This window comes from Rhodoferax sp., assembly GCF_034519335.1.
Taxonomy (GTDB): Bacteria; Pseudomonadota; Gammaproteobacteria; order Burkholderiales; family Burkholderiaceae_C; genus Allorhodoferax.
Genome location: NZ_JAXHOL010000002.1, coordinates 144,489 through 169,178 on the forward strand (window position 1 = coordinate 144,489; position 24,690 = coordinate 169,178).

A 24,690-nucleotide genomic window follows, 5' to 3' on the forward strand; every position below is an offset into this window, starting at 1 on the left:
ATTACGTTGACTTGTTCTGACCAGCCAGACGGAGGAGTCAACGCTGCCGCCATGCTCACGCTGGAAAACATCCAAAAAAACGCAGCTATTGCAGGTATTGAGCCCGGCCAGGTGGTGCGCATCGTCACCACCGAGCCGGTGGGTGACAACGCGCTCACCGTCTACTACAAAACCGCCGACGGGCAGCTCCACGAGCGCATGCTGTTCCGCGCCGACGAAGCCACGCTCTCGCTGGCTGAAGCGGGCCGCCCCTGGGCGTTCGACGCGCCGGGCGCCGATTTCAAACTAGCGGCCGAGGCCTGGCGCATCCATCTGGCGCACCTGTTCGACCCCATGATGGCAGTGCACACCTCCAACGTGGAGCCGCTGCCGCACCAGATTACCGCGGTGTACGAATCCATGCTCCCGCGCCAGCCCTTGCGCTATGTGCTGGCCGATGACCCCGGCGCGGGCAAAACAATCATGGCGGGCCTGCTGATTCGCGAATTGCTGATGCGGGCCGACGCCCAGCGCGTGCTCATCGTCGCGCCAGGCAGCTTGGTGGAGCAATGGCAGGACGAAATGTCTGAAAAGTTTGGCCTGCACTTCACCCTGTTCAGCCGCGAGCAGATGGAGGTCTCCCGCTCCGGCAACCCGTTTGACGACACCGACCTGATGGTCGCCCGCATCGACCAGCTCTCCCGCAACGAAGACCTGCAAGACAAGCTGCGCCAAACCCGTTGGGATTTGATCGTGGTGGACGAAGCCCACAAGCTCTCGGCCAACTACTTTGGCAACAAGGTCAACAAGACCAAACGCTTCCTGCTGGGGGGAGCTGCTGGGCAGCCTCACCCGCCACTTTTTGCTGATGACGGCCACGCCGCACAACGGCAAGGAAGAAGACTTTCAGCTCTTCATGTCTCTGCTGGACTCCGACCGCTTCTACGGCAAATTCCGCGATGGTGCCCACAAAGTAGACGTGACCGACTTGATGCGCCGCACCGTCAAGGAAGACATGCTGCGCTTTGACGGCAGCAAACTCTTCCCCGACCGGCGCGCCATTACCGCCAACTACCAGTTGTCGGATGCTGAGGCTGCGCTGTACGCCGCCGTCACCGACTATGTGAAGCAGGAAATGAACCGCGCCGACCAGTTGGACGGCCAGCGCAAAGGCACGGTGGGCTTTGCCCTGACCACGCTGCAGCGCCGCCTGGCCTCCAGCCCCGAGGCCATTTACCGGTCACTGCAACGCCGCCACCTCAAGCTCAAGCGCCGGGTGGAAGACGAAAAACTCCAGCAGCGTGGGCACGCACAAGGACACATTCAAGGTGCGTTGGCAGCCCCATCCCTGCACATCAGCGGCGCGCCCGAAGACATATGGGAGTCCGACGACGCCCTCTCGCCCGACGACTACGAGCAGTTTGAAGAAACCGTGGTCGACCAGGCCACCGCCGCGCAAACCATTGCCGAACTGCAGGCCGAAATCTACAGCCTGGAGGCGCTGGAAGAACAAGCCCGCCAACTCGTCCACTCTGGCCAGGACCGGAAGTGGGACGAGCTCTCCAGCCTGCTGCAATCCTCTGCATTGCGGGACAGTAGTGGCCTGCAACGCAAGCTCATCATCTTTACCGAGCACCGCGACACGCTGAACTACCTGGCGATCAAAATTCGCGGTCTTATTGGTGCGGAAGATGCCGTGGTCATGATCCATGGCGGCATCAAGCGCGAAGACCGCCGCAAGGTGCAAGAGCTGTTTCGCAACGACCCGGCCACGCGCGTGTTGCTGGCCACCGATGCGGCTGGCGAGGGCGTGAATCTGCAGAACGCCCACCTCATGGTCAATTACGACCTGCCCTGGAACCCCAACCGCCTGGAGCAGCGCTTTGGCCGCATCCACCGCATTGGCCAGACCGAGGTGTGCCACCTGTGGAACATGGTGGCCGCCGAGACGCGCGAGGGCGATGTCTTCCAGCGCCTGTTTGACAAGTTGGAGGTGGAGCGCGCTGCCTTGGGTGGGCGCGTGTTCGACATTTTGGGTGAGGTGTTTGAGAACAAAAGCCTCAAAGACCTGCTGATCGAAGCCATCCGCTACGGCGAAGACCCCGAGGTGCGCGCCCGCATGGTGCAACGCATCGAAGGCGCGCTGGACACCGCGCACCTGCAAAGCATTCTCCAGCGCAACGCGCTGTGTGAAGAGGTGATGAGCACCGAGCGCCTGTTTGCCGTCAAAGAAGAAATGGAGAGAGCCGAGGCCCGCAAGCTCCAGCCCTACTTCGTTCGCGCCTTCTTCAACCAGGCATTGCAGCAACTGGGCGGCGAACTGCGCCCACGCGAGCCCGGTCGCTACGAAATCACCCACGTGCCCGCGCCCATCCGCGAACGCGACCGGCAAATCACCGGGCGCGACCGCGCAACGCAGACCGCGTGTGCGCCGGTACGAACGTGTGTGTTTCGAGAAACCCGGCGCCGACCGACCGGGTGGGCGCGCCCATGGCCAGCCTGCTGCACCCCGGCCACCCGCTCATGCAATCGGTGACCGACCTGGTGCTGGAGCACCACCGCAGCAAGCTCAAACAAGGCGCGGTGCTGGTAGACCCGGCCGATGCGGGCACCGTGCCCGGCTGCTGTTCATGATCGACCACGCGGTGAAGAGGGTGCGTCCCCCCATGGTCTCCCGCCGTGTGCAGTTTGTGGCATTGCCCCGGAGGGCGAGGCCACCGGCAGGCTGGGCCCCCACCGGGCCTGGAGCCGATCAGCGGCCGACCTGGCCCTGCTGGCCGATGTGCTGGCCGCCCCTGGCTTGCGGGCAACGGCACGGCTGGAGCGAGTGCCCTGGCCCACGCCTCCACCACCTGGTGCCCGGCAGACGAAGTGCGCATCCGCCGCGAAAAGCACGTCGACAAAACCCGGCCGCCGTACACGAGCGCCTGGTACGGAAATAATTCTGGTCTGCCGTTACATAAATTCAGGACGACATCGCCGCTGGAAAGCGTGCGCCTCGTGGACAACGGCGCCGCACCATCGACGACCTCCGCCCGCCGCGCATCGCGCGAACGCGACTGCTGGCCCAGCGCCACGTGGTTAGCACCGGTGGTGGCGGTGGTGCGCTGGTCATCCCGCTGGCTGTTGGCGAGCGCAAAGGGACGGATGGGCCACGCCTTGGTCTGCGGCGCCGAAGCCCGCAGCCGCATCGAATGGGCCGCCATGCACGCGATGAACGCCGAGCGCGCCCGGGCCACAGCGTGCCGACGGTCCGCCAGAAATGCGGCTGGGACGGACCAGCAGCCCGGGCGGGACGGCGCTACCGAGTTCGCACATGAAGTAAGGGCCGGCAAGGGTGCCAGCACCATCACGTGACGAAGAACGAATCTTAGGTTTGAACCAGAAGGAAAATTTTGCTGTTGGTGGATGGCGACAGTGCGAAGGCTTAGTGGAGAGGAAGGCGGATGGGCGGTGACAGATAGTGGGTGTGTGAGGGGAGGGGTGTGAGAAAGAATTTTGTTGGTGGTTTTTTCTAAGTGGTAGCGAATTTGATAGCCGTTTCGGTGTTCTTTTGTGGCTGTGGTGGCTAAAGAGGGTGGGGCTGGCGCTTGTTGTCAGCCGAGAGGGCCGGCAGTGTGGGCGATTGTGTGGTACGATGGAGGCAGGGCGGATTCGAGATATTGGGCGAGGATCGCGTGGTGGTCGGTTTTGGCCCCCGCAAAAGGCCTTTGCGGTGTGGATGGTAAGAAGGGCCGGCCATCGGAGTGCCGTCTGGTCATTGTGGTGTGGGGTGGGCAGTGTTCCGTAGAAATTGAAGGGCGGCGATGAAGAGTGAGTCGGTGCAAGTAGGCGTAAGGTGAGCAGAAAGGCTGGGCGCAAGGATGGGTTGGGTTGGGGGTCGGGGATTGGACGTAAAATTGCTGCGAAGTTGTGGGCCGCGGAGAGGTGGAAATGTGCGAGGCGAGCCGAGGGGGCGAAGGCGAAGGTGTGCATGTGGCGGTGTTCAACCAAGCATTTAGAGCGAGGGTGTCTGGAAAGATTGAGGGGGCTGCCCGCAATGTGGTTTGCGACGGTCTCGTCGTCGTGCGGCCTGTGCGCCTGTCGGGCGCCGTAGCGTTGAGATGGGTTGGTGAATGACTGATACGGCGAGTGGGTCGTCGAGGGTTGCGGCCAATGGGGGCAGTGGGGCATGAGACGAGAATGTTACCCATAAACCCCCAAGACTCATGAGGTGGCCCTGCCGCTGGATGCCATCAACGCCGCCTGCGCGCGTGAAAGTCCATCGCAGGCCACCCGCGCTTGCCCTGTGGTGGGCGCGGCGTGGGCGGCGGCGCGGGCCGTCATTTTGCGCAGATGGTGGAGACCCCGGCCAGCAGGGCGGTGGGTCTCGCTAGGCGTGAAGAAGGAGAAAGCCGCGTGGAGCGGGAGCGCCTGTTCAAGATCATCGAGGACCTGGTGCTGTGGGAGAACACCAACAACGAAGAAGTGCGGAGCGCGCCCGGCCGAAATCCGCCGAGTGGGTCGAGACCGCGAGCTAAACAAGCGCACCCGCGGGCCGCCGAGCTGTTCGACCCCGACAGCTGCCTGCCTTCCACGGTCCCTTTGCCGGCGGTGGCGCGCTGCCGCTGGAGGCGCAGCGGCTGGGGCTGGAGAGCTACGCCAGCGACCTGAACCCGGTGGCGGTGCTGATCAACAAGGCCATGATCGAGATACCGCCCGGTTTGCCGGGCGCGCTCGGGGCCTGCGCCGATGGGGGCAAGGCCAGCCAGGAGATGTTCAGCAAAACCTGGACCGGTGCGCAGGGCCTGGCCGAAGACGGGCGCCGCTACGGCGCGTGGATGCGGGCTGAGGCCGGGAACGCATCGGCCACCTGTATCCGCAGATCACGGTTCTCTGATGGCTGGGATGCGGGGGCTTCGACAAGGCACGAAACACCGGCCAACACCGGTCTGGGGGTGTGAGGTGGGCGAGCTCACCGTCATTGCCTGGCTGTGGGCGCGCACGGTCAAGAGCCCCAACCCGGCCTTCAGCCAGGGCGTGCCGCTGGCCAGCCCTTCATTTTGTCGAGCAGGCGGGCAAGGAGGCCTATGTGAGCCGGTGGTGGAGGGGACAGGTACCGCTTTGAGGTGCGCAGGGCCGCCGCAGAGAGTGCGAAAGGTGGCACCAGGCGGGGGCGCGCCGCCTCATGGTCTCTTTCGGGTGCGCCGTGACTGCAACCACATCGCGCGGAGGGTAAGGCCGGGCGATGGGCCAGCGCCCATGGCCGTCGTGGCCGAAGGCGCGAGGGGCGGATTTCTTTGTCCCCCACCGAGGACAGTCGCTATTGCCTAGCGCTATCGGCGTGGACGCCGGATATGGCTTGCCCGACAACCCGGAGATTAGACCTAGCAGGAGAGCAAGTTCGGCGACCTACCCCCGCCAATGTCGCCTACCACCTTCTGTTGGTGCCCGAGGCCATGCCGCTCGGCAGCTGGCGCCTATGGCGAGTGGGGGGGTGGATGTGGGTGGAGTGGGGTATGTTATGGGAGGAGTAGGTATTTGGGTTTGTGGCCAAGTATGATATTGGAGTATTGATTGGCGTTGATCAGGGGTAGTGGCATTCTGGTGGGGTTTTGGGAGGCTATGTTGGATAGTTGGTTGTGGATTTTAGGGCCATTGAATGTTTCCTGCGAGGTTGGTGGCCGGGTCGTTGAATCCGACGCCCAAGCCCAAACCATAGCGCCGCCAAGTCGTCTCCCCGACCCTCCGTACTACGACAACATGGCTACGCCGACCTATCGGATTTTTACGTCTGGCTGCGCAAAAGCCTCGGCCCATCTTCCCCGGCCTGTACGCCCCGTCGCCGTGCCCAGGGCAGAAGAGTTGGTGGCCACGCCCTACCGCAGGTGGCAAAACCGAGGCCGACTTTTTCCGGACGGCATGACGCAGGCATGCCAACCTGGCAGAAAAGCGCACGCGGCCTTTCCGGTCACCATCTACTACGCCTTTAGAGCGACACGCAGGACGATGGCGGCACCCACGCACGGGTGGGGTTTTGGAGCGGTGTTGGCGCAGGTTTTGCGCTCACCGGCACTTGGCCCATGCGCACCGAGTTGGGCGACCGCATGATTGGCTCGGGCACCAACGCCCTGGCCTCCAGCATCGTCCTCGTCTGCCGCCAGCGCGCCGCCGATGCGCCCACGGTGAGCCGCCGCGAGTTCATCCGCGAACTCAATGCCGCGCTGCCCGATGCGCTGCTGGACATGACGCGTGGCGGCGCGGATATGACCGGCGGTGCCGTGTCGCCGGTGGCGCCGGTCGATTTGTCGGCCTCATCGGCCCCGGCATGGCCATCTTCAGCCAGTACGCCGCCGTGCTGGAGGCCGACGGCACACCCATGCGCGTGCGCACGGCGCTGCAGCTCATCAACCGCTTTTTTGCCGAAGACGACTTCGACCACGAAACCCAGTTTTGCCTGGCCTGGTTTGACCAGCAGGGTTGGGCCACCGCCAAGTTTGGCGACGCCGACGTGCTGGCCCGCGCCAAGGGCACCAGCGTGGGGGGCCTGGTCGAATCCGGCGTGGCGGAAAGCAGCGCAGGCACCTTGCGCCTGCTGCGCTGGGCCGACATGCCGCGCGACTGGGCACCTGAGGTGGATGCACAAACACAAGACAAGAGCAGGGGCGCCACACCCATTTGGGAAGCCCTGCACCAACTCATCCGCGCCTTGAACCAAGACGGCGAAACGGCAGCCGGTGCCCTGCTGGCCCGCATGCCCAGCTGCGCCGAGCCCATGCGCTCCCTGGCCTACCGCCTCTATACCCTGTGCGAACGCAAAGGCTGGGCTGAGGATGCTCGGGCGTACAACGAGCTGGTGACGGCGTGGGGTGCTATTGAATCAGAAGCTGCCAGCGCAGGTCTGGTGGGCTCGCAGGGCAGTTTTGATTTGTGAGGGAAGAAGCGTTCCTATGTCAGCGTTTCAAATCCCGGTAGGAGGTTCAGTCTGCGGGGAACCGGTTCGGCCCCGTGGCACAAAGGGCACGCTGTCTTCCCGTGGCTCGGCCAAGCTCTTGAGGCTTGCGGCAACGAAAGAGGGCGGCAGATCGGGGTTGCCTTCGGCGGCGCGCCGCACCTTGGCTCGGAACTTTAAGCGCGCCGAAGCCGTGGGCGAAGTGTCCAATCCACCAATTTTCAAATTGGTCTGCTCCATGTTTACACCTCCGTTGATGCAAGCGCGCGGCAGGGGCTTAAGCCGCAGCCAATTCCCTGATATGCCCCAAGCTGTCTTTGAACGTGGCCTTGGCAATTTTCAGGTCGTAGTCGGCCTGCAAATTCAGCCAATATTGCGGGCTTTGACCAAAGGCGCGCCCCAACCGCAGGGCCAGCTCGGCAGTGACGGGGCGATCGCCCTTGAGCACATGCGACACGCGCATGGCCGATACGCCCAGCGCTTCGGCCAGCGCCGCCTGGGTCAGTGCCATGTCGTCCAGGATTTCACGCAGGTACTCGCCGGGGTGAATGGCGGGCAAGCCGTTGACGGGGGTGTTCTGGGGGGCTCGTGCAGTCATTTCAATCACTCCTTAGTGGTAGTCCACGATTTCAACGTCAAAGGCATTGCCGCCCTCGAACCGAAAACACACACGCCAGCGGTCGTTGATGCGGATGCTCCAGGTGCCTGCCAGGTTACCGGTCAAGGCTTCCAGCCGGTTGGACGGCGGCATGCGCAGGTCATCGACTTCCACCGTGGCATTCAGTTGGTTCAGACGCATGACGGCACGTTTGAGGATCTCTGGCGGCAGTCGGCGCGACTTGGCCGTAGCAAACAGGCGTTCGGTCTCGGAGCTGGCAAAGCTTTTGATCATTTGGCCTCATTGTAAACAAATTGTTTATTCGTTGGTAATAACAGGATAAGACCATGACTCTCAAACCCTGGCGCGAAGTCGCCGAACCGCATGAAGATGTGCTCAAGGGCACGTTCCAGCAAGCCGAGTTTGCGGCCGACCTGTCGCGTGTGCATGAGGGCACGGCCACGGCCGAGTACCAGAACCCGGCGCTGTTCTTCCAGCGCACCTTTATTACCGAAGGCATGGGTCTTTTGCTTGACTCGGTGGTGAAGCGCTTGTCGGGCAAGGGCGGTGACCCGGTGATTCAGTTGCAAACGGCGTTTGGTGGCGGTAAGACGCACACCATGCTGGCGGTGTACCACCTGGCCCAGGGGCTGGCCCCGGCCAGCGAGCTGCAGGGCGTGCCCGCCATTCTGGACAAGGCGGGGGTGACGGAGCTGCCCCGCGCGCGGATTGCGGTGCTGGACGGCATCAAGTCATCGCCCAACCAGCCCACGGTGCGCGACGGGCAAGCCATTCGCACCCTGTGGGGCGACCTGGCTTGGCAGCTGGGCGGGGCACAAGGGTATGCGCTGGTGGCGGATGCCGATGCCTCGGGCACCTCGCCTGGTAAGGCGGTGCTGGAGGCGCTGCTGGCCCGTTGCGCGCCCTGCGTGATCTTGATTGACGAGCTGGTGGCCTACGTGCGCCAGTTTGAAGAGGGCAAGGCCTTGAGCGGAGGCACGTTTGACTCCAATCTGAGTTTTGTGCAGGCGCTGACCGAGGCGCTGAAGGCCGTGCCCACAGCCGTGTTGCTGGCCTCGCTGCCCGAGTCAGACAAAGAGGCAGGCAGCCAGCGCGGCGTAAAGGCGTTGGCCTCTTTGGCGCATTACTTTGGGCGCATTCAGGCGCTGTGGAAGCCGGTGGGCACCGAAGAAGCGTTTGAGATTGTGCGCAGGCGCTTGTTCAAGTCCATCCACGACCCGGCGGCTGCCGAGCGAGTGTGCCGGGCGTTTGCCGACTTTTACACCGCCAACAGTGCCGACCTGCCGCGCGAGACGCAAGAGAGCCGTTACTTTGACCGCCTGCTGCGCGCCTACCCGATCCACCCCGAGGTGTTTGACCGGCTGTATGAAGACTGGTCGTCGCTGGACAATTTTCAGCGCACGCGTGGTGTGCTCAAGCTGATGGCCAAGGTGATTCACCGGCTGTGGAAGGACAACGACAAAGACCCCTTCATCATGCCCGGCAGCTTTCCACTGGCCGATGCCGAGACGCGCAACGACCTGATTTACTACCTGCCCCCTGGCTGGGACCCGGTGGTGGAACGCGATGTGGATGGCGAACGTGCAGAGACCACCGAGATTGAAAGCCGCGACACGCGCCTCGGCGCGGTGCAGGCCTGTCGCCGTGCGGCGCGGGCCATTTTTTTGGGCAGCGCCCCCACCACGGCCAACCAGATGGTGCGCGGCATTGAGCTGGAGCGCATCGTGCTGGGCGTGGCGCAGCCGGGCCAGCAGGTGGCGATCTACCGCGACGCGTTGCGCCGCCTGGGGGACCGGCTGCACTACCTGAACAGCGGTAACAACCGCTTTTGGTTTGACACACGCCCTAATCTGCGCCGTGAAATGGAAGAGCGCAAGCGCCGCTTTCAGGACAAGGAGGACGTTTTTCCTGCCATCCGAGAGCGTATGCAGCGCATGTTTGCCTCCAGCGTGTTTGGTGGCACCCACATCTTTACCGGCAGCGGCGATGTGCCAGACGACTGGCAACTGCGCCTGGTGGTGCTGCCGCCCGACGCGGCCTATAGCAAGAGCGGACAAAGCCAGGCCACTGAGCGTGCGCAGCAGATGCTGAAGACTCGGGGTGAGCAGCCGCGCTTCAAGCAAAACCGGCTGATCTTTTTAGTGGCCGACTACGACAGCGTGAGCCGCCTGAAAGACCAGGTGCGCTCGGCGCTGGCGTGGCATTCCATCGTGGCCGACATCAAGGACATGAAGCTCAACCTGGACCAGTACCAGGCGCGGCAGGCCAGTGCTAGTTTGGACGACGCCAATGAGGCCCTGCGTCGCATGGTGCGCGAGACCTACAAGTGGCTGCTGGCGCCGGTGCAAACACGTGCGGGCGCGGGTTTGTCCGACATCCAGTGGGAACACTTTGCGGTGAACCCCGGCGCGGCTAATTTGTCGCAAGAGATTGAGCGTGTGCTGAAGGAAAACGAGTTGCTCATTTCCGAATGGGCACCCATTCACTTGGCCAAGGAGCTGAAGAACTGGTTCTGGAAAGACGATGTGAAAGAGGTCAGCGCGCTGAATGTGTGGCAGCAGACCTGCCAGCAGTTGTACCTACCGCGCATCTTGGACGACCAAGCCTTTCAGCGCACGCTGACGGCGGGTGGTGAGAGTCAAGACTTCTTTGGCTTTGCGCAGGGAAAAGAGGAGGGGCCGGACGGTGTGCGTTACCTGGGCTTTAGCCTGGGCGCGCGCAGCTTGCTCACGCTGGATGCTTCTTTGTTGCTGGTGGAGCCGACTACGGCGCAGGCCTATGCCCAATCCGTGGCGCTGGCGCAGCGTGCCGCGCAAGAGGCTGCACCATCGCCACTTAGCCCGACAGTGCCACTTACCACCGGCACCGGAGATCAGCCGCAGGGCATGCACGAACCCAGGCCGGGCGAGAAACCAGTGGCGCTTGGCGTGCAGACGCGTTCCGCCAAAAAACACTTCTACGCAAGCATCGAACTCGACCCGTTTCAGGCGAAGAAGCAGTTTGCAGACGTGGTGGATGAGGTGGTGTTGCAATTCACCGCCAGACTCGGCGACAAAGTAAGGATCAAGATCGAGATCCAAGCCGATACAGCCACTGGGTTTGACGATGCGGTGCAGCGTGCGGTGAAGGAAAACTGCAAGGTGTTGCGCTTCAAAAACGCTGAGTTTGAGGACTCTGGTGATTGATTAGTGGTCAATTGGGTCTCTAGCCCTAGTGGATATTGCGCAAGCAGCTATGAAATAAATAGCAAAAAACCCTGAATATCGAAGTGTTCAGGGCTTCTTTGTGTGGGCTGCGCAATGTGCGCCTGGCTTACGCGTAAGCGGCCAGTGCCGTCTTCATCTTTTTCATGGCCGCCACTTCAATCTGGCGGATGCGCTCGGCGCTCACGCCGTACTCGGCGGCCAGGTCGTGCAGGGTCATGCCACCGCTGTTGTCGTCGTTCACCTTGAGCCAGCGCTCCTCCACGATGCGGCGGCTGCGTTCGTCCAGGCTGTTCAGCGCGGTGGCAATGCCATCGGTGGCCAGCACATCGCGTTGGCGTGCCTCGATCATGGCCACGGGCTCGTGGTTGGTGTCGGTCAGGTAGGCGATGGGGCCAAAGGCGTCTTCGCCGTCGTCACCCGGGGTGGGGTCCAGCAGCACGTCGCCACCCGACAGGCGGGTTTCCATTTCCAGCACTTCTTCGGGCTTCACGTTCAGCTCGCGCGCCATCGCGTTCACCTGCGCAGGGTTCAGCGTGTCGCGGTGGGTGTCCAGATCGGCAGCGGCATCTTCGCCCTTGAAGCGCTGCTTCATGGAGCGCAGGTTGAAGAACAGCTTGCGCTGGGCTTTGGTGGTGGCCACCTTGACCATGCGCCAGTTCTTCAGGATGTACTCGTGAATCTCGGCCTTGATCCAGTGCAGCGCGTAGCTCACCAAGCGGACGCCTTGGTCCGGGTCGAAGCGTTTGACGGCCTTCATCAGACCCACATTGCCTTCCTGGATCAGGTCGCCGTGGGGCAGGCCGTAACCCAAGTATTGGCGCGACACGGATACCACCAGACGCAAGTGAGAGAGCACTAACTTACCGGCAGCTTCAAGGTCGTTGTCGTTCTTGAACTTGCGCGCAAACTCCTGCTCTTCTTCCAGCGTGAGCATGGGCAGGCGGTTGGCGGCGGAAATATAGGCGTCCAGATTCCCCAGTGGCGGCACCAGCGACCACGGATTGGCCGGGGCCAGGGCAGTTTGGGGCATGGCAAGCAGTGTGGACATTCAGAACCTCCTTGTGTTCGGTCTTTATATTAGCACTCGGTAGACCTGAGTGCTAAAGGGAAGTTCAATGACCCCAATAGGAGTCGGATGAAGTTGTGTAAAGCCCCGGCCCCCACAGTTTTGAGCGCAAAAAAAGGGGCCGAAGCCCCTTGTGCCAATGCAGGACTGGGTTTTAGGCCCACTGCACCGTGCCCTTGCCGCTGTACCAGCCGTCCAGCTGGGGCTCCACGGCCGCTTCGATGCGGTTGCGGCGGATCTTCATGGTGGGGGTCAGGAAGCCGTTCTCAATCGACCAAGGCTCCGGCGCAATCACCAGCATCTGCAGCCGCTCGTAGTCGGGCAGTTCGGCGTTCACGTCCTTGAGTAACTGGGTCAGGTCGGCGGTGATCTGGGCTTTGACGGCTGGGTCCTTGACCGTGGGGCGCACGGTTTCGGCCAGTACGACCATGGCGTAGGCCGAAGGCTGGCCCACGCCAGACACCATGCTCAGCTCGATCAGCGGGCAGGCGTTGATGCGGTTCTCGATGGGCGCGGGCGCTACGTACTTGCCCTTGGAGGTCTTGAACAGCTCTTTCACCCGGCCGGTCAGGCGCAGTAGGCCGTCGGCGCGGCGCTCGCCCTTGTCACCGGTGCGGAAGAAGCCGTCTTCGGTGAAGACTTCGGCGTCCAGGTCTGGTCGCTTGTAATAGCCCACAAACTGGCCGGGCGACTTGATCAGCACTTCGCCTTCCTCGCTGATGCGCACTTGCACCCCCTTGAGAGGCACGCCCACGCAGCCTGGGGCGTTGATCTTGTCGGTGGAGTTGTGCGAGTAGGCAAAGTCCTCCGTCATGGCGTAACCCTCAATGAGGTTGAGCCCGAGGCGGCGGTACCAGGCAATCAGCTCGGCCGGGATGGGGGCGGAACCACTGCCTGCCAAGAGTGCGTGGTCCAGACCCAGGCCCTTGAGCACCTTGCGCCCGACGATTTTCCCCAGGATAGGGATGCTCAGCAGGCGGTCCAGCTTCTTGGGCGGCATCTTGGCAAATACACCTTGCTGGAACTTGAGCCAGAGGCGCGGTACCGAGATAAAGGTCACCGGCTTCGCGCGGTTCAGGTCTTGCACAAAGGTGTCCAGCGACTCGGCGAAGAACAGGTGGGTGTGGCCATCGACCAGCGATGCACTCTCGACCCAGGCGCGCTCGAACACGTGCGCCAGCGGCAGGTAAGACAACATGCGGTTTTTCACGTCCGCCCCAATGCGCGACTTGGTGTCGTGGCTGATGCCCTCGGCCGCTGCGGTGATGCGCTCAAAGCTGTGCATCACGCCCTTGGGCTGTCCGGTGGAGCCGGAGGTGTACATCAGGATGCCAATGTCTTGGGCGCCACGGGCCACCTTGCCTTGCAGGGGCTGGGTGCGGGCCACTACGGCGTCCCAACTCTCGTAGCTGTTTTTGGGTGCCAAGGGGAAAGCAATGCGGGGCAGGGAGTCTGGAATGCCGGGCAGTTGCTGGTCAAAGGTGTCGAGCTTGCCCACAAACAGCAGGCTGGCCTCGCTGTGCTCCAGCACGTAGCGCACGGTGTCGGCCGTTTCGGTAGGGAAGATGGCCACAGTGGTGCCACCCGCCAGCCAGATGGCCAGCTCTGCCATGATGAAGTGGGCGCAGTTTTTGGACAGGATGGCCACGCGCGCGCCCGGCGCCAGGTTCTGCGCCTTCAGGTGCGCGGCCATGCGGCGCGACTCGTCCATCACCTGGCGCCAGGTGTAGTCCTTGACCTGGCCGCCGCCAATCGGTTGGGTCAGGTAGACCTGATCGGCCAGCCGGGTTTCGTGGTCGTAAACGTAGTCGAGGATGAGTTTGGCTTGGGCCATGGATTTGTCTCCTGTTTTAAAAATACTTGCGGCATTGTCTGGTGATTTGGCAGCAGTAGAGCGCTTTGAGCGACTATTTCCCTGCAAAAACGCGGCTTTACAGTATTTACCCTAGGTTTTCCTGCTGCAAAACTTGGCATTTTTTGTCCTCTTGTGGTCTGTGCCAGTGCTTACGGCGGGTGGGGTGCTCCGTTAGCATGAGGCCATCTTTCACCGCACCGAGAACACCATGCCCAAGCCCTTGTCCCCCAAAGCTGCGCTCATCGTCATTGATGTGCAGGAGTCCTTTGCCCAGATGTCTTTTTGGCCAGAAGGCATCCACGCACCGTTTCAGCGAGCCTTGTTGAAGCTGGACGCAGGCGCCCGTGCGGCGGGCGTGCCAGTGGTCCACATTTACCACGTGGGGCGTGCGGGGCCATTCCTGCCAGAGTCTGGGTTTGTCAAGCCTTTGACTTGGTTGCCGGGTGACCCGGCGGTGCGTTTTGACAAACACACGCACAACGCGTTTACCGACACCGGGCTGGACCTGTGGCTACGCCGCCAGGGCATTACCAAGCTCATCATCAGCGGCATCCGTACCGAACAGTGCTGCGAAACCACGGCGCGTGTGGGTTCGGACTTGGGCTACGACGTGGACTTTGTGTCCGAAGCCACGCTGACCTTCCCCATGACGCACGCTGGCAGCGGCCGCACCTTCAGCGCGGAAGACATCACCACGCGCACCGAGTTGGTATTGGCGGATCGTTTTGCGCGCATCGTCGATGTAGACACCTGCCTGGCCGATCTGGCCGCCTAAAGGAACGCCCCATGCTGCAACTGCGCCCCAACTGTGAGTGCTGCAATGTGGACCTGCCACCCGCAGCCACCAACGCCCGCATCTGTTCGTTTGAATGCACTTTTTGTGTGGACTGTGCCGACACGCGCCTGCATGGCGTGTGCCCCAACTGCGGTGGTGAGCTGGTGCGCCGTCCGGTGCGGCCTGCGGGAAAACTGGCCAACAACCCACCTTCCACCGAACGCATCTTCAAGCCCCAGGGCTGCGCGACACCACCCCAGCCTGCTGCAGTGACTGCATGAGTACCGGCTTGCCCATGCGGCCCAAAGACCTGGGGCTGGCCTTGCTGGTCATCCTGGTCTGGGGCGTCAACTTTGCGGTGATCAAGGTCGGTGTGGTGGGTATTCCGCCGCTGCTGCTGGGGGCGCTGCGCTTCATGTTGGCGGCGTTCCCTGCTCTGCTGTTCCTCAAGCCGCCCAAGGTGCCGCTGCGCCTGTACCTGGCCTATGGCCTCACCATCTCGGTGGGGCAGTTTGCGTTTTTGTTCAGCGCCATCCACGTGGGCATGCCCTCCGGGCTGGCCTCGCTGGTGTTGCAGTCGCAATCGTTCTTCACGCTGCTGTTGGCGGCGTGGTGGCTGAAGGAGCGTTGGCAGGCCAACCAAATGGCAGGGCTGTTGCTGGCCGCCGTGGGGCTGGTGTTGATCGGCAGCGCCAGCGGTGCGGCGAATGGTGTGTCCATGCCGCTATTGGGATTTTTGCTCACCATTGCGGCCGCGGTCATGTGGGCCTGCGGCAACATCGTCACACGCGCGGTGGGCAGCTACGGGCCCATGAACCAGCTGGCCTTTGTGGTCTGGGCCAGCTTGGTGCCGCCGCTGCCGTTTCTGGGCCTCTCGGCCTGGCTGGAAGGGCCAGACGCCATGTTGCAGGCCCTGCAGCACATCGACCTAGTCGCCGTGGGCGCCATCGCCTACCTGGCCTGGGCTGCCACCCTCTTGGGCTATGGGCTGTGGACGCACCTGATGTCGCGCTACCCCACCAACCGCGTGGCGCCGTTCACGCTGCTGGTGCCCATCGTGGGGCTGAGCACTGGCTGGCTGGTGTTTGGCGAGGCCCTGCGCCCCATCCACTTTGCGGGCGGTGCCTTGCTGATGGCGGGGCTGCTGGTGAATGTGTTTGGCGCGCCACTGTTCGCCCGCATCAAGGAGATGGCATGGAAGACCTGACGCTCTCCATCTACCTGGTGCTCACGCCCAACGTGCTGATGCTGGACTACGCGGGCCCGGCTGAGGCGTTGCGCATGGCGCGTGACATGGGCGCGCCCATTGCGCTGCACACTTGCGGGCCGCAAGCCTCCATCAGCACCTCGTTGGGCACGGGCTTGTCGGGTCTGGAGCCTTTGCCCGCGCACCTGCCACCGCGCAGCCTGGTGCTGGTGGTGGGCAACAGCAACGAGGTGGTGGACTACGCCACCGAGGCCGCACACACCGTGGTGCAGTGGCTCAAGACCGCACCGCAGGCCGACACGCGGCTGGCTAGCATCTGCTCCGGCGCGCTGCTGCTGGCGCAGGCGGGTTGCCTGGAAGGGCGGCATTGCACCACCCACCACACGCTGATTGCCGACCTGCAGGCGTGTGTGCCCAGCGCCCATGTGGTGACGGACCGCATTTTTGTGGACGACGGTCGCGTGCTCACCAGCGCCGGCATCACCACCGGCATTGACCTGGCGCTCTACATCGTGGAGCAGGCCGCGGGCCCCGAGTTGGCCGCGCGTGTGGCGCGCCGCCTGGTCATGTACCAGCGCCGTGGCGCACACGACCCGCAAATGTCGCCCTGGCTGGCGCACCGCAACCACATGCATCCGGCCGTGCACCGCGCGCAGGACGCCGTAGCGCGCGAACCCGAACGCAGTTGGGCGCTGGAGGATCTGGCGGCAGTTGCCTGTGTGAGCCCGCGCCACCTGAGCCGTTTGTTTGCCCTGCACACGGGCATCAGCGTGGTGACCTACCAGCAGCAGTTGCGCATTGCGCGGGCGCAGGACATGCTGACGCACAACCCCACGCTGTCGCAGGAGCAGCTGGCGCAGGCCTGTGGCTTTGGTTCTGCGCGCGATTTCAGGCGTGTGTGGCAGCGCTGCGCGGGTGTTGCCTCCGTTACGGGCCGAAGTTCTGTGCGATGATTTTGGGGATGTCACCGCGCGCGTAGCCGCGTTTGATGACTTGGTTGAACTTGTCCAGCCAGGGTTTCATCTGCATGTTCTTGGGGAACGCCAGAAAATTCGGGTCGCTGCGCAGCGGCACGGGCAGCACCACTAGCATGTCGCGCAGCCCTTCCAAAGTCTTGTTGCTGCGCAGCAGCTCTTCAAACCCGGCTTTGCCCGCGTTGAACAGCGCGCAGTCCAAGCGGCCCAGCACCAGTTTGTTGATGCGGTCCGTGGCACCACCATCACCGTCCACCACAAACAAACCCGCCTCGCGGGCTTTTTCAAAAGCTTCGCCGTAGCTTCCTCCGCGCCCCAGGCCTACGCGTTTGCCCTGCAGGTCTGCCAGTTCCTTGAAGCTGAACTGCTTGTCTTTGCGCACCACAATCACCACGTCGTCCACGTATACCGGGTCCGAGTAGTCAAACAGGGTAGAGCGCTCCTGTGTCCACGACAGGCCCACGATGCCCCCAACGCCGCTGGTCGCGTAGCGGTAGGCACGGGCCCAGGGGTAGAGCTCAATGCGTAGCTCGTCTTCGCGCAGTTCTTGGTCGGCGTATTGCAGGATGTCGATCAGGATGCCGCGGCTTTTACCGTCTTGCAGGTACATCTTGGGGGGCGAGCTGTCACCGCCGAAGATGGTGAGGTCCATGCTCCAGGCCGCGCTTGCCAGCAACAGCCCCAACAAGGCACTGAGGATTTTTTTCATGGCATTTCCTTCTTGTGCATTCCAACGTACGCGAAGTCCCTGCGCAGTATGCCGCCTTTTCAGCTCCCTGTACTGTCGCCCCTTGTGCCTGCGCCGCGGGTGACCCGGTGCAGGTTAGGAGCCGAGGTTCTGCGCGATGATCTTGGGAATATCGCCACGCGCATATCCTTTTTTGATGACCTGGTTGAACGTCACCAGCCAGGGTTTCATGTGCATGCTTTTGGGAAAGGCCAGAAAATTCGGGTCACTGCGCAAGGGCACGGGCAGCACCACCAAGGTGTTTTTGAAGGGCAAAAAATCTTTGTGAATGCGCAGCGTCTCTTCAAACCCCGCCTTGCCCACATTGAACAGCGCGCAGTCAATGCGCCCGGCCATCAGCTTGTGCAGGCGGTTGCTGGCCCCGTTGTCGCCGTCCACTACAAACACACCCGCATCACGGGCTTTCTCAAACGCCTCGCCATAACTGGCATCCCGCACAATACCCACGCGTTTGCCACGCAGGTCGCTCAGGGTCCTGAACGGAAACTCGTTCCCCTTGCGCACGACCACCGCCACTTCATCAAAAAACAGTGGGTCCGAATAATCGAAGAGTTCTTCCCTGCGACGGGTCCACGACAAACCCACAATGCCGCCGTCGCCTGACGAGGCCTGCAGGTATGCGCGGGCCCAGGGGTAGAGTGCCAGTTGCAGGCTGTCGTTGTGCAGGTGTTGGTCGGCGTATTGCAGGATGTCGATCAGGATGCCGCGGTTTTTACCCTCTTGCACATACATCTTGGGTGGCGATCCGTCGCCGCTGAACACGGCAATGTCCGCAGCCCCTGCACCGGCGCCCAAGAGCAATCCCAACACGCACGCCACGAACAACTTCACCATGCACCTTTTAGTTTGATGAGCAAATAAAGCATAACCTGCAAAACCGCGTGCCCGGCGCAGGCTTGCTCGGCAAGCGCATGTTTCTTCGCTGTCCGTGTTTCAATAGACTGTTGCACAGCCCCATTTCTCTTTCATGAATCCCGACGCCCTCAAACTCTGGCGCGCCCCGCAATGGGCCTTCTCCATCCTGCTGGCCCTCTTGGGCATGTTGGGGCCGTTCTCCATCGATACCTACATTCCCGCCTTCGCGGGCATCAGCCAGTCGCTGGGCGCCACACCGGTGCAGATGCAGCAAACGCTGTCGGCTTACTTGTTTGGTTTTGCCTTCATGGCGCTGTTCCATGGCTCGTTCTCCGACAGCTTTGGCCGTCGCCCCGTGGTGCTGTGGGGGCTGGCTGCGTTCACCATCGCGTCCATTGGCTGCGCGCTGGCCCAGAGCATTGGCCAACTCATCTTCTTCCGCGCCATGCAGGGCCTGTCCACCGGCGCAGGCATTGTGGTGTCGCGTGCGGTCATCCGCGATGTGTTCCCGCCATCGCAGGCGCAAAAGGTCATGAGCCAGGTCACCATCTTCTTTGGCGTGGCCCCGGCCATCGCGCCCATGGTGGGCGGCTGGCTGCTGGTGCACGCCAGCTGGCACGGCATCTTCTGGTTCCTGACCGGTGTGGGCGTGTTCTTGTGGGTGGCCAATTACTTCTTGTTGCCCGAGACCCTGCGGCCTGCCGACCGCCAGCACTTCCATGTCAAAAACCTCATGGCCGGTTACTGGAAGCTGGGCTCTGACCCGCGCTTTGTACTCTTGGCGCTGGCCAGCGGCATTCCGTTCAACGGCATGTTTTTGTATGTGCTGAGCGCGCCTGTGTTCTTGGGTGAGCACCTGGGCCTGCAGCCGCAGCAGTTCTTCTGGTTCTTTGTGCTCACTATCAGCGGCATCATGGGCGGCGCCTTTGTCAGCGGCCGGGTGGCCGGCAAGATCAGCCCGAAGCGCCAGATCCGCAACGGCTTTCTCATCATGCTGATCATCGGCCTGCTGAATCTGGCCGCCAACCTTGTCTTCAAGGCGCACGTGAGCTGGGCCCTGTTCCCCATTGCCATCTTCGCTTTTGGCTGGGCCATGATGGTGCCGGTGGTCACGCTGCTGGTGCTGGACCTGCACCCCGACCGCCGTGGCATGGCGTCCAGCCTGCAGATGTTTGTGGGATCGACTGCCAACGGCATTGTGGCCGGCGTTATTTCGCCCCTGGTCATGCACTCCACCGTGGGGCTGGCCACCGCCTCGGTGTTGATGATGTGCCTGGGCTTGTGCTCTTGGGTGTTTATCCGCCGGCAGTGGCCCGAAATCGGACAGAAGGTGGACAGCCTGTGAGCGGCGCAGCCATGCGATGGGCAGAGCGTGTGGGGTCGCCGATTGGCACGGCGCTTTTGGCGGGTGCGCTGGTGGTGATGGCCGGCTGCTCCTCGGTACCACAGTCATCGGCACCGCCGGTGGCTGCCCCCCAGCCCGCTGGCCGCCTGACGCTGGACCAGGCCAACGACGTCACCGTCATGGCCATTGGTTTGGTAGGCACCCCCTACCGTTACGGCGGCAACACGCCAGCCAGCGGCTTTGATTGCAGCGGCCTCATCGGCTACGTCTACAAACAGCGCGCCGGTGTGGTGGCGCCGCGCTCAACGGCTGGGCCTTGATCGATTGGGGCACCAGCATTCCCGCGCCCAGTTTGCGCACGGGCGATTTGGTCGTCTTTGCGCAAAACGGCCGCGCCACGCATGCAGGCATTTATGTGGGGGAGGGGCGCTTTGTGCACGCGCCATCCACGGGCGGGACGGTGCGGCTGGATAGCCTCAAGTCGGCGTATTGGGCGAAGCAGCAGGTGAGTTATCGGAGGCCGTGAGATGAGCATCCGGAGGAGTCTATTTTTCTAGCCTCTGCCGAACGGCACTGAGTTTTGTAAATAGTGCGTCCAGCTCGTTCTCTAGTTTTTCGAATGATGCATTGAGCCCCTGTGCTGTGTCAGCTTGTGGGGGAGCCATTAATTCATGTGGCTGAGTTTTTAGACCGGAAGCAAGACCCTCTACGAGAGTGGTTAGGCCGAAGAAACTTCCCGCCATTCCCGTGATCATGCCAATGACGTCACCTGGCAAATGTCGATAAATTTCCCTGTCATAAAGCATTTCATAGCGTCGCTCGATTGTTTCTGCATACTTGTTCAGAACAACTAACGGGCGATTACCTTGTGTAAGAGTAAGTCGTAATGAGTGAACTCTGCTTTTGAGGTCATTTGTAATGGCCATTGAATGATGCAAGCAACGAACTGCATCCTGCTGATGTTCATGTGTTGCTTGGCGTTCTGCAATATTCAGTGCCACAACAGCCGCGATTAGAGCGCCTATGCCTGAGACCCATCCACTTATCATGGATAGAAGTGGAATGATTACTTCGTTCAAATTCTTCCCAGAGTTATCTACGCCAAATGCAAACCCAAGCGATGCAAAAAGAATCGAGAGAGTCAATCCGCCCAGAATGATGGCTGTTATGTGTGCGGTCTTTCGCATTGAAATTCCATTTCTTAGTGTCGTAAATAATCCAAGTTTCAGACTGAGTTGGGCGGTCATGTACTAAGTCCTTGTGCGCGATCCTATTGGGTGATCTCCACCTTCACCCCCTCCCCAATCACAAAAAACTGCCCGCCCGCCACATAGTGCAAGGTCCGCAGTTCATCCGGCGCCTTGTCAAACTCCCAGTGCCCATTGACGAACACGCGCTCATCCGCCCAAGCCTGGGTGACTTCGCCAATGAACAAATCGTAGGTTTGCTGGTTGTGCGGTTCGGGCACCAGCTTGCAGAGCAGCCAGCCCACGCAGCCCTGCACCAGGGGCAAGTCACATCCTTCGGGTTGAAAGTGCTGGATGCCATGGCGTTGCAGTTTGTCGGGCATGGCCGCCGCACTGTCGCTGCCCACGCCCAGCGTGGCCTGGGCCAGGCCGCGCGCGGGCACGTTCAGGGCAAACCAGCCGCTGCTTTCCACCAGCGCGCGGGTGTGCGTGGCCTTGTCGATGACCACTGTCACCTTGGGCGGGCTGAAGTCCAGCGGCATGGACCAGGCCGCCGCCATCACGTTGTGCTGGCCTGCGTGGGCGGATGACACGAGCACGGTGGGGCCGTGGTTGAGCAGGCGGTAGGCTTTGTCCAGCGTGACGGGGGTGCAGAAAGCGGGCAGGGTGGTCATGCGGGCCACTCTAGCAAAGCCGCCAAAAGCCCGTGCCGCGGCAGCCCCCGCCGGGGCTGGCACGCCTGTTCTTGATTTTGATAGCAGGGGCGTTTTCCATATACTGTTTAAAAAAACAGTACTATGTTCAAACCCTTGCCATGACTAGCCTAGCGCGCGTTCACTCCGGTTCGCCTGACCCGCAAGACATCCACGCCGATGTCTGGCATGCGCACGCGCTGGCCGGTAGCCCGCAGGTGGTGCAGCCTACGGGTGATGCGCTGCTGGACGCCCAGTTGCCCGGCGGCGGTTGGCCCGTGGGCGCGCTGGTGGAGCTGCTGCAGCCCGCCGGTGTGCACAGCGAATGGCGGCTGCTGCTGCCCGCGCTGGCGCGCTGCGGCCAGGGGCCGGTGGTGCTGGTGGGCGCGCCCTACCTGCCGTTTGCGCCAGCCCTGGCGGCGCTGGGCCTGCGTGCCAGCCGCTTGGTGGCGGATCAGTACGGGGGCCACAGGTGCGACGGGCACAGCCCAGGACGGCCGGCTGTGGGCCACCGAGCAACTGCTGCGCTGCGCGGAGGTGGACGCGGTGCTGGCCTGGCTGCCGCAGGCCCGCAGCGACCAACTGCGCCGCCTGCAGATGGCAGCGGCTGAGCACCACAAGCTGCTGTTTGTGATGCGCCCGGCCGCGCTGCAGGCCGATGCCTCGCCCGCCGCCCTGCGCTTGGTGCTGCAGCCGCAGCCACCGGTGCAGAGCCCGCGGCTGGACGCGCTGGCGGTGCACATCGTCAAGCGCCGTGGCCCGCCATTGGCCCAGCCGCTGCAGCTGCAGGCGCGTGCGGCCCGCCTGGCCGTGCTGTTGGCGGCGGAGGGTGCCCATGCACTGGATCGCACTGCGGCCCACGCCTGATGCCGCCACCCCGCCCGAGCCCACCTTGGCCGACGTGCACACCGCGCTGGCCTGGTGGGCGCTGCGCTTCACGCCGCTGGTGGCGCGGGTGGAGGACGCGCTGGTGCTGGAGGTGTCGGGCAGCGAGCGCCTGTTTGGCGGGCGCCGTGCCTTGCTGCAGCAGATTTTGGAGCCAAATCAGCCTCTGGCCCCGGTGGAAACTGCGCAAGGCGCTACGTCTTTGATAGCGTTGGGGCGGCTATGGAGCGGGCGCGAGGTGGCGCCCGAGGCGCTGTCGGTGCACGTGCTGGCCGCAGCCCGGCCGCACCTACCGACGCTGGCGCGCCTGGGCGTGCGCAGCTGGGGCCAGTTGCGCGCGCTGCCACGTGGCGGGCTGGTGCGGCGCTTTGGCGCCGAGTTGGTGGACGCGCTGGACCGCGCCTGGGGCCAGCGCCCCGAGGTCTACCCCTGGCTCACGCTGCCCGAGGTGTTTGACGCGCCGCTGGAGCTGGCTGCGAGCGTGGAGTCCGCCCCGGCCCTGCTGTTTGGCGCGCGCCGCCTGCTGACGCAGCTGCTGGTGTGGCTGCGCGCACGCCAGCGTGGCGTGCTGGCGCTGGAGCTGCTGTGGGACCTGGACGCGCGCCGCTCCAACACGCTGCATGTGGATGCGCACCATACGGGCGGCCAGCAGGGCCGGCTGGAACTGCGCACGGCCCAGGCCACGCAAGACATGGCGCACTTGCAGCGCATTTTGGGCGAGCAGTTGGCGCGCGTGACCTTGCCCGCGCCCGTGCTTTATCTGCGCCTGCGCAGCCTGCAGACCCAGCCGCTGGGTGGCGAGAGCCACAGCCTGCTGCCCGACGACGTGCGCAAGGGCGACAGCCTGCACCAGACGCTGGAGCGCCTGGCCGCGCGGCTGGGGGCGGCGCAGGTGCAGTGCGTCAGCCCGCTGGCCGACCACCGGCCAGAGCAGATGCAGCATTGGGCACCGTGGTGTGCCGATACGCCACCACAAAATGCTACGAAATCAGGAGCTTTTCGCGCAATATCCATGGGGCCTAGAGGCCTAAAAGACCATGAACCACACCCCCAGGCCAGTGTCTGGCCTACCTGGCTTTTGCCCAGCCCGCAGCGCCTGCCGGTGCGTGACCACTGCCCGCAGTACCAGGGGCCGCTGGCCCTGCTGGTGGGGCCGCAGCGGCTGGAGGCGGGCTGGCTGGACGGTGCGCCCGTGCTGCGCGATTACTTCATTGCCCGTAGCCCGCAGGCCGGGCTGGTGTGGGTGTACCGCGAGCGACTGACAGCAGACGGAGTACCCTGCGCGCAAGACGCGCCCTGGTACCTGCACGGGCTGTATGCATAAGAGGGCTTAGAACAGGCGAAACTTCACTTGCACCACTAGCGCACCATCAATCTGGGCCACGCTGGGGATCAGGCTGAGGTTGACGCCAAAACGTTGGCCTTCGTAGCTGACCATGGGCAAGGCGGCAACAAAATAGTCGCCATTCTTCATGGCGGGGTAGCCATTCATTACGCCCACGGCCATGCCCAGCTTCCAGTCGCCTAGCGCGATGGGCTGCCAGTTCACGGCGGCGTAGTGGGTGTCGCGGCGCACGCTGTTGTAGAAGGTGCCCACCATCACCGAGGTGTCGGGCCGCAACCGGTACTCCACACCCAGGCCATGGTTGTTTTCGTTGTAGCCCTTGCTTTGGTTGGCGTGGTAGGTCAATGCCCCCACGTTGACCCAAAGCGCATCAGGCGAAGGCGCTTCGGTGGCGTCTTGGGCCCAGGCAGAGGCGCCGCAGACCATTGCAGCGGCCAAGGCAAGGAGGCTGCGGTCGGACCAATGTGGGCGGTGCATCAGCGCGGCGCCGTGGCTTCGTAGACATGCCAGCCATCAAAGTCGCCCTTGCTCAGGGGCAGGCTTTGCTGGCGCAAGATGGCGTAGACCATGCTGAGATGAAAGAAGAAGTTGGGCAGCGCGTATTGCTGCAAAAAGGTGCTGCCGTCGAGAGTGACCGTGGTCTCCCCGGCCGGGTCGCTGATCTGCCGCTGCGCGGCATTGGCAAATTGCGTGGGTTGCAGGGTGGCCAGAAAGGCCAAGCCCTGGTCTACACGGGCCTGCAGCGTGGCAAAGCTGGCCCGGTGTTCGCCAAAGGCTGGCACGGCCTGGCCTGCCAGGGGCGCGCAAGCGCGAAACACAAAGTTCACCGCCACCTCCACCTGCACGGCCAGCGGCAGCATGTCGGGCGCCAGCCGCGCCTGCAGTAGCGTGGCGGACTGGTCATGCTGCGCTGCCCGCGCCAGCAGCCCCTGCAGCTGCACAAGGTAGCGGCGGAACACGGGAACGCTGGCGTCAAACAAGGGTGGAAACATGGGGTGCAATATAGCCCGGCAGGGCGGCT

At 63.1% G+C, this 24,690-nt stretch carries 26 protein-coding genes; 16 read left to right on the forward strand and 10 right to left on the reverse strand.

What is annotated here, in order from left to right:
- Positions 1-6 precede the first annotated feature (6 nt).
- From U5O12_RS02545 to U5O12_RS02565, 5 genes are all read left to right on the forward strand, one after another.
- The gene (locus U5O12_RS02545) at positions 7-1,008 is read left to right on the forward strand and encodes a DEAD/DEAH box helicase (RefSeq protein WP_322577121.1); all 1,002 of its coding nucleotides are present in this window, start codon (positions 7-9) and stop codon (positions 1,006-1,008) included.
- Positions 1,009-1,114: 106 nt separating this feature from the next.
- Positions 1,115-2,515, forward strand: a complete 1,401-nt coding sequence (locus U5O12_RS02550; protein ID WP_322577351.1) for a helicase-related protein — start codon at positions 1,115-1,117, stop codon at positions 2,513-2,515.
- A gap of 143 nt (positions 2,516-2,658) precedes the next feature.
- A complete protein-coding gene (locus tag U5O12_RS02555) occupies positions 2,659-3,336 on the forward strand; it encodes a hypothetical protein (protein ID WP_322577122.1) in 678 nt (225 codons plus the stop codon).
- Between the two features lie 1,301 nt (positions 3,337-4,637).
- Complete coding sequence (locus U5O12_RS02560) at positions 4,638-4,922, forward strand: hypothetical protein (RefSeq protein ID WP_322577123.1); 285 nt, start codon at positions 4,638-4,640, stop codon at positions 4,920-4,922.
- A gap of 1,364 nt (positions 4,923-6,286) precedes the next feature.
- Positions 6,287-6,892, forward strand: a complete 606-nt coding sequence (locus U5O12_RS02565) for a hypothetical protein (protein ID WP_322577124.1) — start codon at positions 6,287-6,289, stop codon at positions 6,890-6,892.
- Positions 6,893-7,187: 295 nt separating this feature from the next.
- Here U5O12_RS02565 and U5O12_RS02570 read toward each other — a convergent pair whose 3' ends face one another.
- Positions 7,188-7,508, reverse strand: coding sequence for a HigA family addiction module antitoxin (locus tag U5O12_RS02570; protein ID WP_322577125.1), 321 nt, complete (start codon positions 7,506-7,508; stop codon positions 7,188-7,190).
- 12 nt (positions 7,509-7,520) lie between these two features.
- Positions 7,521-7,802 carry a type II toxin-antitoxin system RelE/ParE family toxin gene (locus tag U5O12_RS02575; RefSeq protein ID WP_322577126.1) on the reverse strand — a complete coding sequence of 94 codons (282 nt, stop codon included), beginning with the start codon at positions 7,800-7,802 and terminating at the stop codon, positions 7,521-7,523.
- 53 nt (positions 7,803-7,855) lie between these two features.
- On the opposite strand from U5O12_RS02575, the gene U5O12_RS02580 reads away from it, so the two are divergent.
- Positions 7,856-10,714, forward strand: coding sequence for an ATP-binding protein (locus tag U5O12_RS02580; protein ID WP_322577127.1), 2,859 nt, complete (start codon positions 7,856-7,858; stop codon positions 10,712-10,714).
- A 127-nt stretch (positions 10,715-10,841) separates the two neighbouring features.
- On the opposite strand, the gene rpoH is transcribed toward U5O12_RS02580, so the two are convergent.
- Together rpoH and U5O12_RS02590 are read right to left on the reverse strand one after the other, a co-directional pair.
- Complete coding sequence (gene rpoH / locus U5O12_RS02585; protein WP_322577128.1) at positions 10,842-11,783, reverse strand: RNA polymerase sigma factor RpoH; 942 nt, start codon at positions 11,781-11,783, stop codon at positions 10,842-10,844.
- 172 nt (positions 11,784-11,955) lie between these two features.
- A complete protein-coding gene (locus U5O12_RS02590; RefSeq protein WP_322577129.1) occupies positions 11,956-13,635 on the reverse strand; it encodes an AMP-binding protein in 1,680 nt (559 codons plus the stop codon).
- Between the two features lie 229 nt (positions 13,636-13,864).
- Between U5O12_RS02590 and U5O12_RS02595 the strand changes: the two genes are divergently transcribed.
- The 4 genes from U5O12_RS02595 to U5O12_RS02610 are packed head-to-tail and all read left to right on the forward strand — an operon-like array spanning position 13,865 to position 16,591.
- Entirely contained in the window at positions 13,865-14,431 is a 567-nt protein-coding gene (locus U5O12_RS02595; RefSeq protein WP_322577130.1) for an isochorismatase family protein, read from the forward strand.
- Between the two features lie 11 nt (positions 14,432-14,442).
- Complete coding sequence (locus U5O12_RS02600; protein WP_322577131.1) at positions 14,443-14,712, forward strand: DUF1272 domain-containing protein; 270 nt, start codon at positions 14,443-14,445, stop codon at positions 14,710-14,712.
- 14 nt (positions 14,713-14,726) lie between these two features.
- Positions 14,727-15,638 (forward strand): EamA family transporter, encoded by a 912-nt coding sequence (locus U5O12_RS02605; protein WP_416221432.1) that lies wholly within the window; start codon positions 14,727-14,729, stop codon positions 15,636-15,638.
- Positions 15,626-16,591 carry a GlxA family transcriptional regulator gene (locus U5O12_RS02610; RefSeq protein ID WP_322577133.1) on the forward strand — a complete coding sequence of 322 codons (966 nt, stop codon included), beginning with the start codon at positions 15,626-15,628 and terminating at the stop codon, positions 16,589-16,591. Before U5O12_RS02605 ends, U5O12_RS02610 begins: the two co-directional genes overlap by 13 nt.
- Here U5O12_RS02610 and U5O12_RS02615 read toward each other — a convergent pair.
- Complete coding sequence (locus U5O12_RS02615; protein WP_322577134.1) at positions 16,566-17,321, reverse strand: ABC transporter substrate-binding protein; 756 nt, start codon at positions 17,319-17,321, stop codon at positions 16,566-16,568. The genes U5O12_RS02610 and U5O12_RS02615 overlap by 26 nt on opposite strands.
- A 114-nt stretch (positions 17,322-17,435) precedes the next feature.
- Entirely contained in the window at positions 17,436-18,194 is a 759-nt protein-coding gene (locus tag U5O12_RS02620; RefSeq protein ID WP_322577135.1) for an ABC transporter substrate-binding protein, read from the reverse strand.
- A gap of 133 nt (positions 18,195-18,327) precedes the next feature.
- Here U5O12_RS02620 and U5O12_RS02625 point away from each other — a divergent pair, with 133 nt between their 5' ends.
- From U5O12_RS02625 to U5O12_RS21105, 3 genes are read left to right on the forward strand one after another with little or no spacing between them, the layout of a single operon-like run.
- Positions 18,328-19,560, forward strand: coding sequence for a multidrug effflux MFS transporter (locus U5O12_RS02625; protein ID WP_322577136.1), 1,233 nt, complete (start codon positions 18,328-18,330; stop codon positions 19,558-19,560).
- The gene (locus U5O12_RS21100; RefSeq protein ID WP_416221425.1) at positions 19,557-19,880 is read left to right on the forward strand and encodes an NlpC/P60 family protein; all 324 of its coding nucleotides are present in this window, start codon (positions 19,557-19,559) and stop codon (positions 19,878-19,880) included. Before U5O12_RS02625 ends, U5O12_RS21100 begins: the two co-directional genes overlap by 4 nt.
- A 47-nt stretch (positions 19,881-19,927) precedes the next feature.
- Entirely contained in the window at positions 19,928-20,086 is a 159-nt protein-coding gene (locus U5O12_RS21105; RefSeq protein ID WP_416221433.1) for an NlpC/P60 family protein, read from the forward strand.
- 19 nt (positions 20,087-20,105) lie between these two features.
- Here the strand turns inward: U5O12_RS21105 and U5O12_RS02635 are convergent, their stop codons facing one another.
- Positions 20,106-20,807 (reverse strand): hypothetical protein, encoded by a 702-nt coding sequence (locus U5O12_RS02635; protein ID WP_322577137.1) that lies wholly within the window; start codon positions 20,805-20,807, stop codon positions 20,106-20,108.
- 23 nt (positions 20,808-20,830) lie between these two features.
- Positions 20,831-21,421 carry a flavin reductase family protein gene (locus tag U5O12_RS02640; protein ID WP_322577138.1) on the reverse strand — a complete coding sequence of 197 codons (591 nt, stop codon included), beginning with the start codon at positions 21,419-21,421 and terminating at the stop codon, positions 20,831-20,833.
- 140 nt (positions 21,422-21,561) lie between these two features.
- On the opposite strand from U5O12_RS02640, the gene U5O12_RS02645 reads away from it, so the two are divergent.
- The 3 genes from U5O12_RS02645 to U5O12_RS02655 are packed head-to-tail and all read left to right on the forward strand — an operon-like array spanning position 21,562 to position 23,648.
- Positions 21,562-22,050 carry a hypothetical protein gene (locus U5O12_RS02645; protein ID WP_322577139.1) on the forward strand — a complete coding sequence of 163 codons (489 nt, stop codon included), beginning with the start codon at positions 21,562-21,564 and terminating at the stop codon, positions 22,048-22,050.
- Positions 22,037-22,306 carry a hypothetical protein gene (locus tag U5O12_RS02650; RefSeq protein WP_322577140.1) on the forward strand — a complete coding sequence of 90 codons (270 nt, stop codon included), beginning with the start codon at positions 22,037-22,039 and terminating at the stop codon, positions 22,304-22,306. The genes U5O12_RS02645 and U5O12_RS02650 overlap by 14 nt, the downstream gene beginning before the upstream one ends.
- Positions 22,275-23,648, forward strand: coding sequence for a DNA polymerase Y family protein (locus tag U5O12_RS02655; RefSeq protein WP_322577141.1), 1,374 nt, complete (start codon positions 22,275-22,277; stop codon positions 23,646-23,648). Before U5O12_RS02650 ends, U5O12_RS02655 begins: the two co-directional genes overlap by 32 nt.
- Positions 23,649-23,654: 6 nt before the next feature.
- On the opposite strand, the gene U5O12_RS02660 is transcribed toward U5O12_RS02655, so the two are convergent.
- Together U5O12_RS02660 and U5O12_RS02665 are read right to left on the reverse strand one after the other, a co-directional pair.
- On the reverse strand, positions 23,655-24,146 hold the full coding sequence (locus U5O12_RS02660) for a hypothetical protein (RefSeq protein WP_322577142.1): 492 nt from the start codon (positions 24,144-24,146) through the stop codon (positions 23,655-23,657).
- Positions 24,146-24,661 (reverse strand): DUF1993 domain-containing protein, encoded by a 516-nt coding sequence (locus U5O12_RS02665; protein ID WP_322577143.1) that lies wholly within the window; start codon positions 24,659-24,661, stop codon positions 24,146-24,148. Before U5O12_RS02665 ends, U5O12_RS02660 begins: the two co-directional genes overlap by 1 nt.
- Positions 24,662-24,690: the final 29 nt, after the last annotated feature.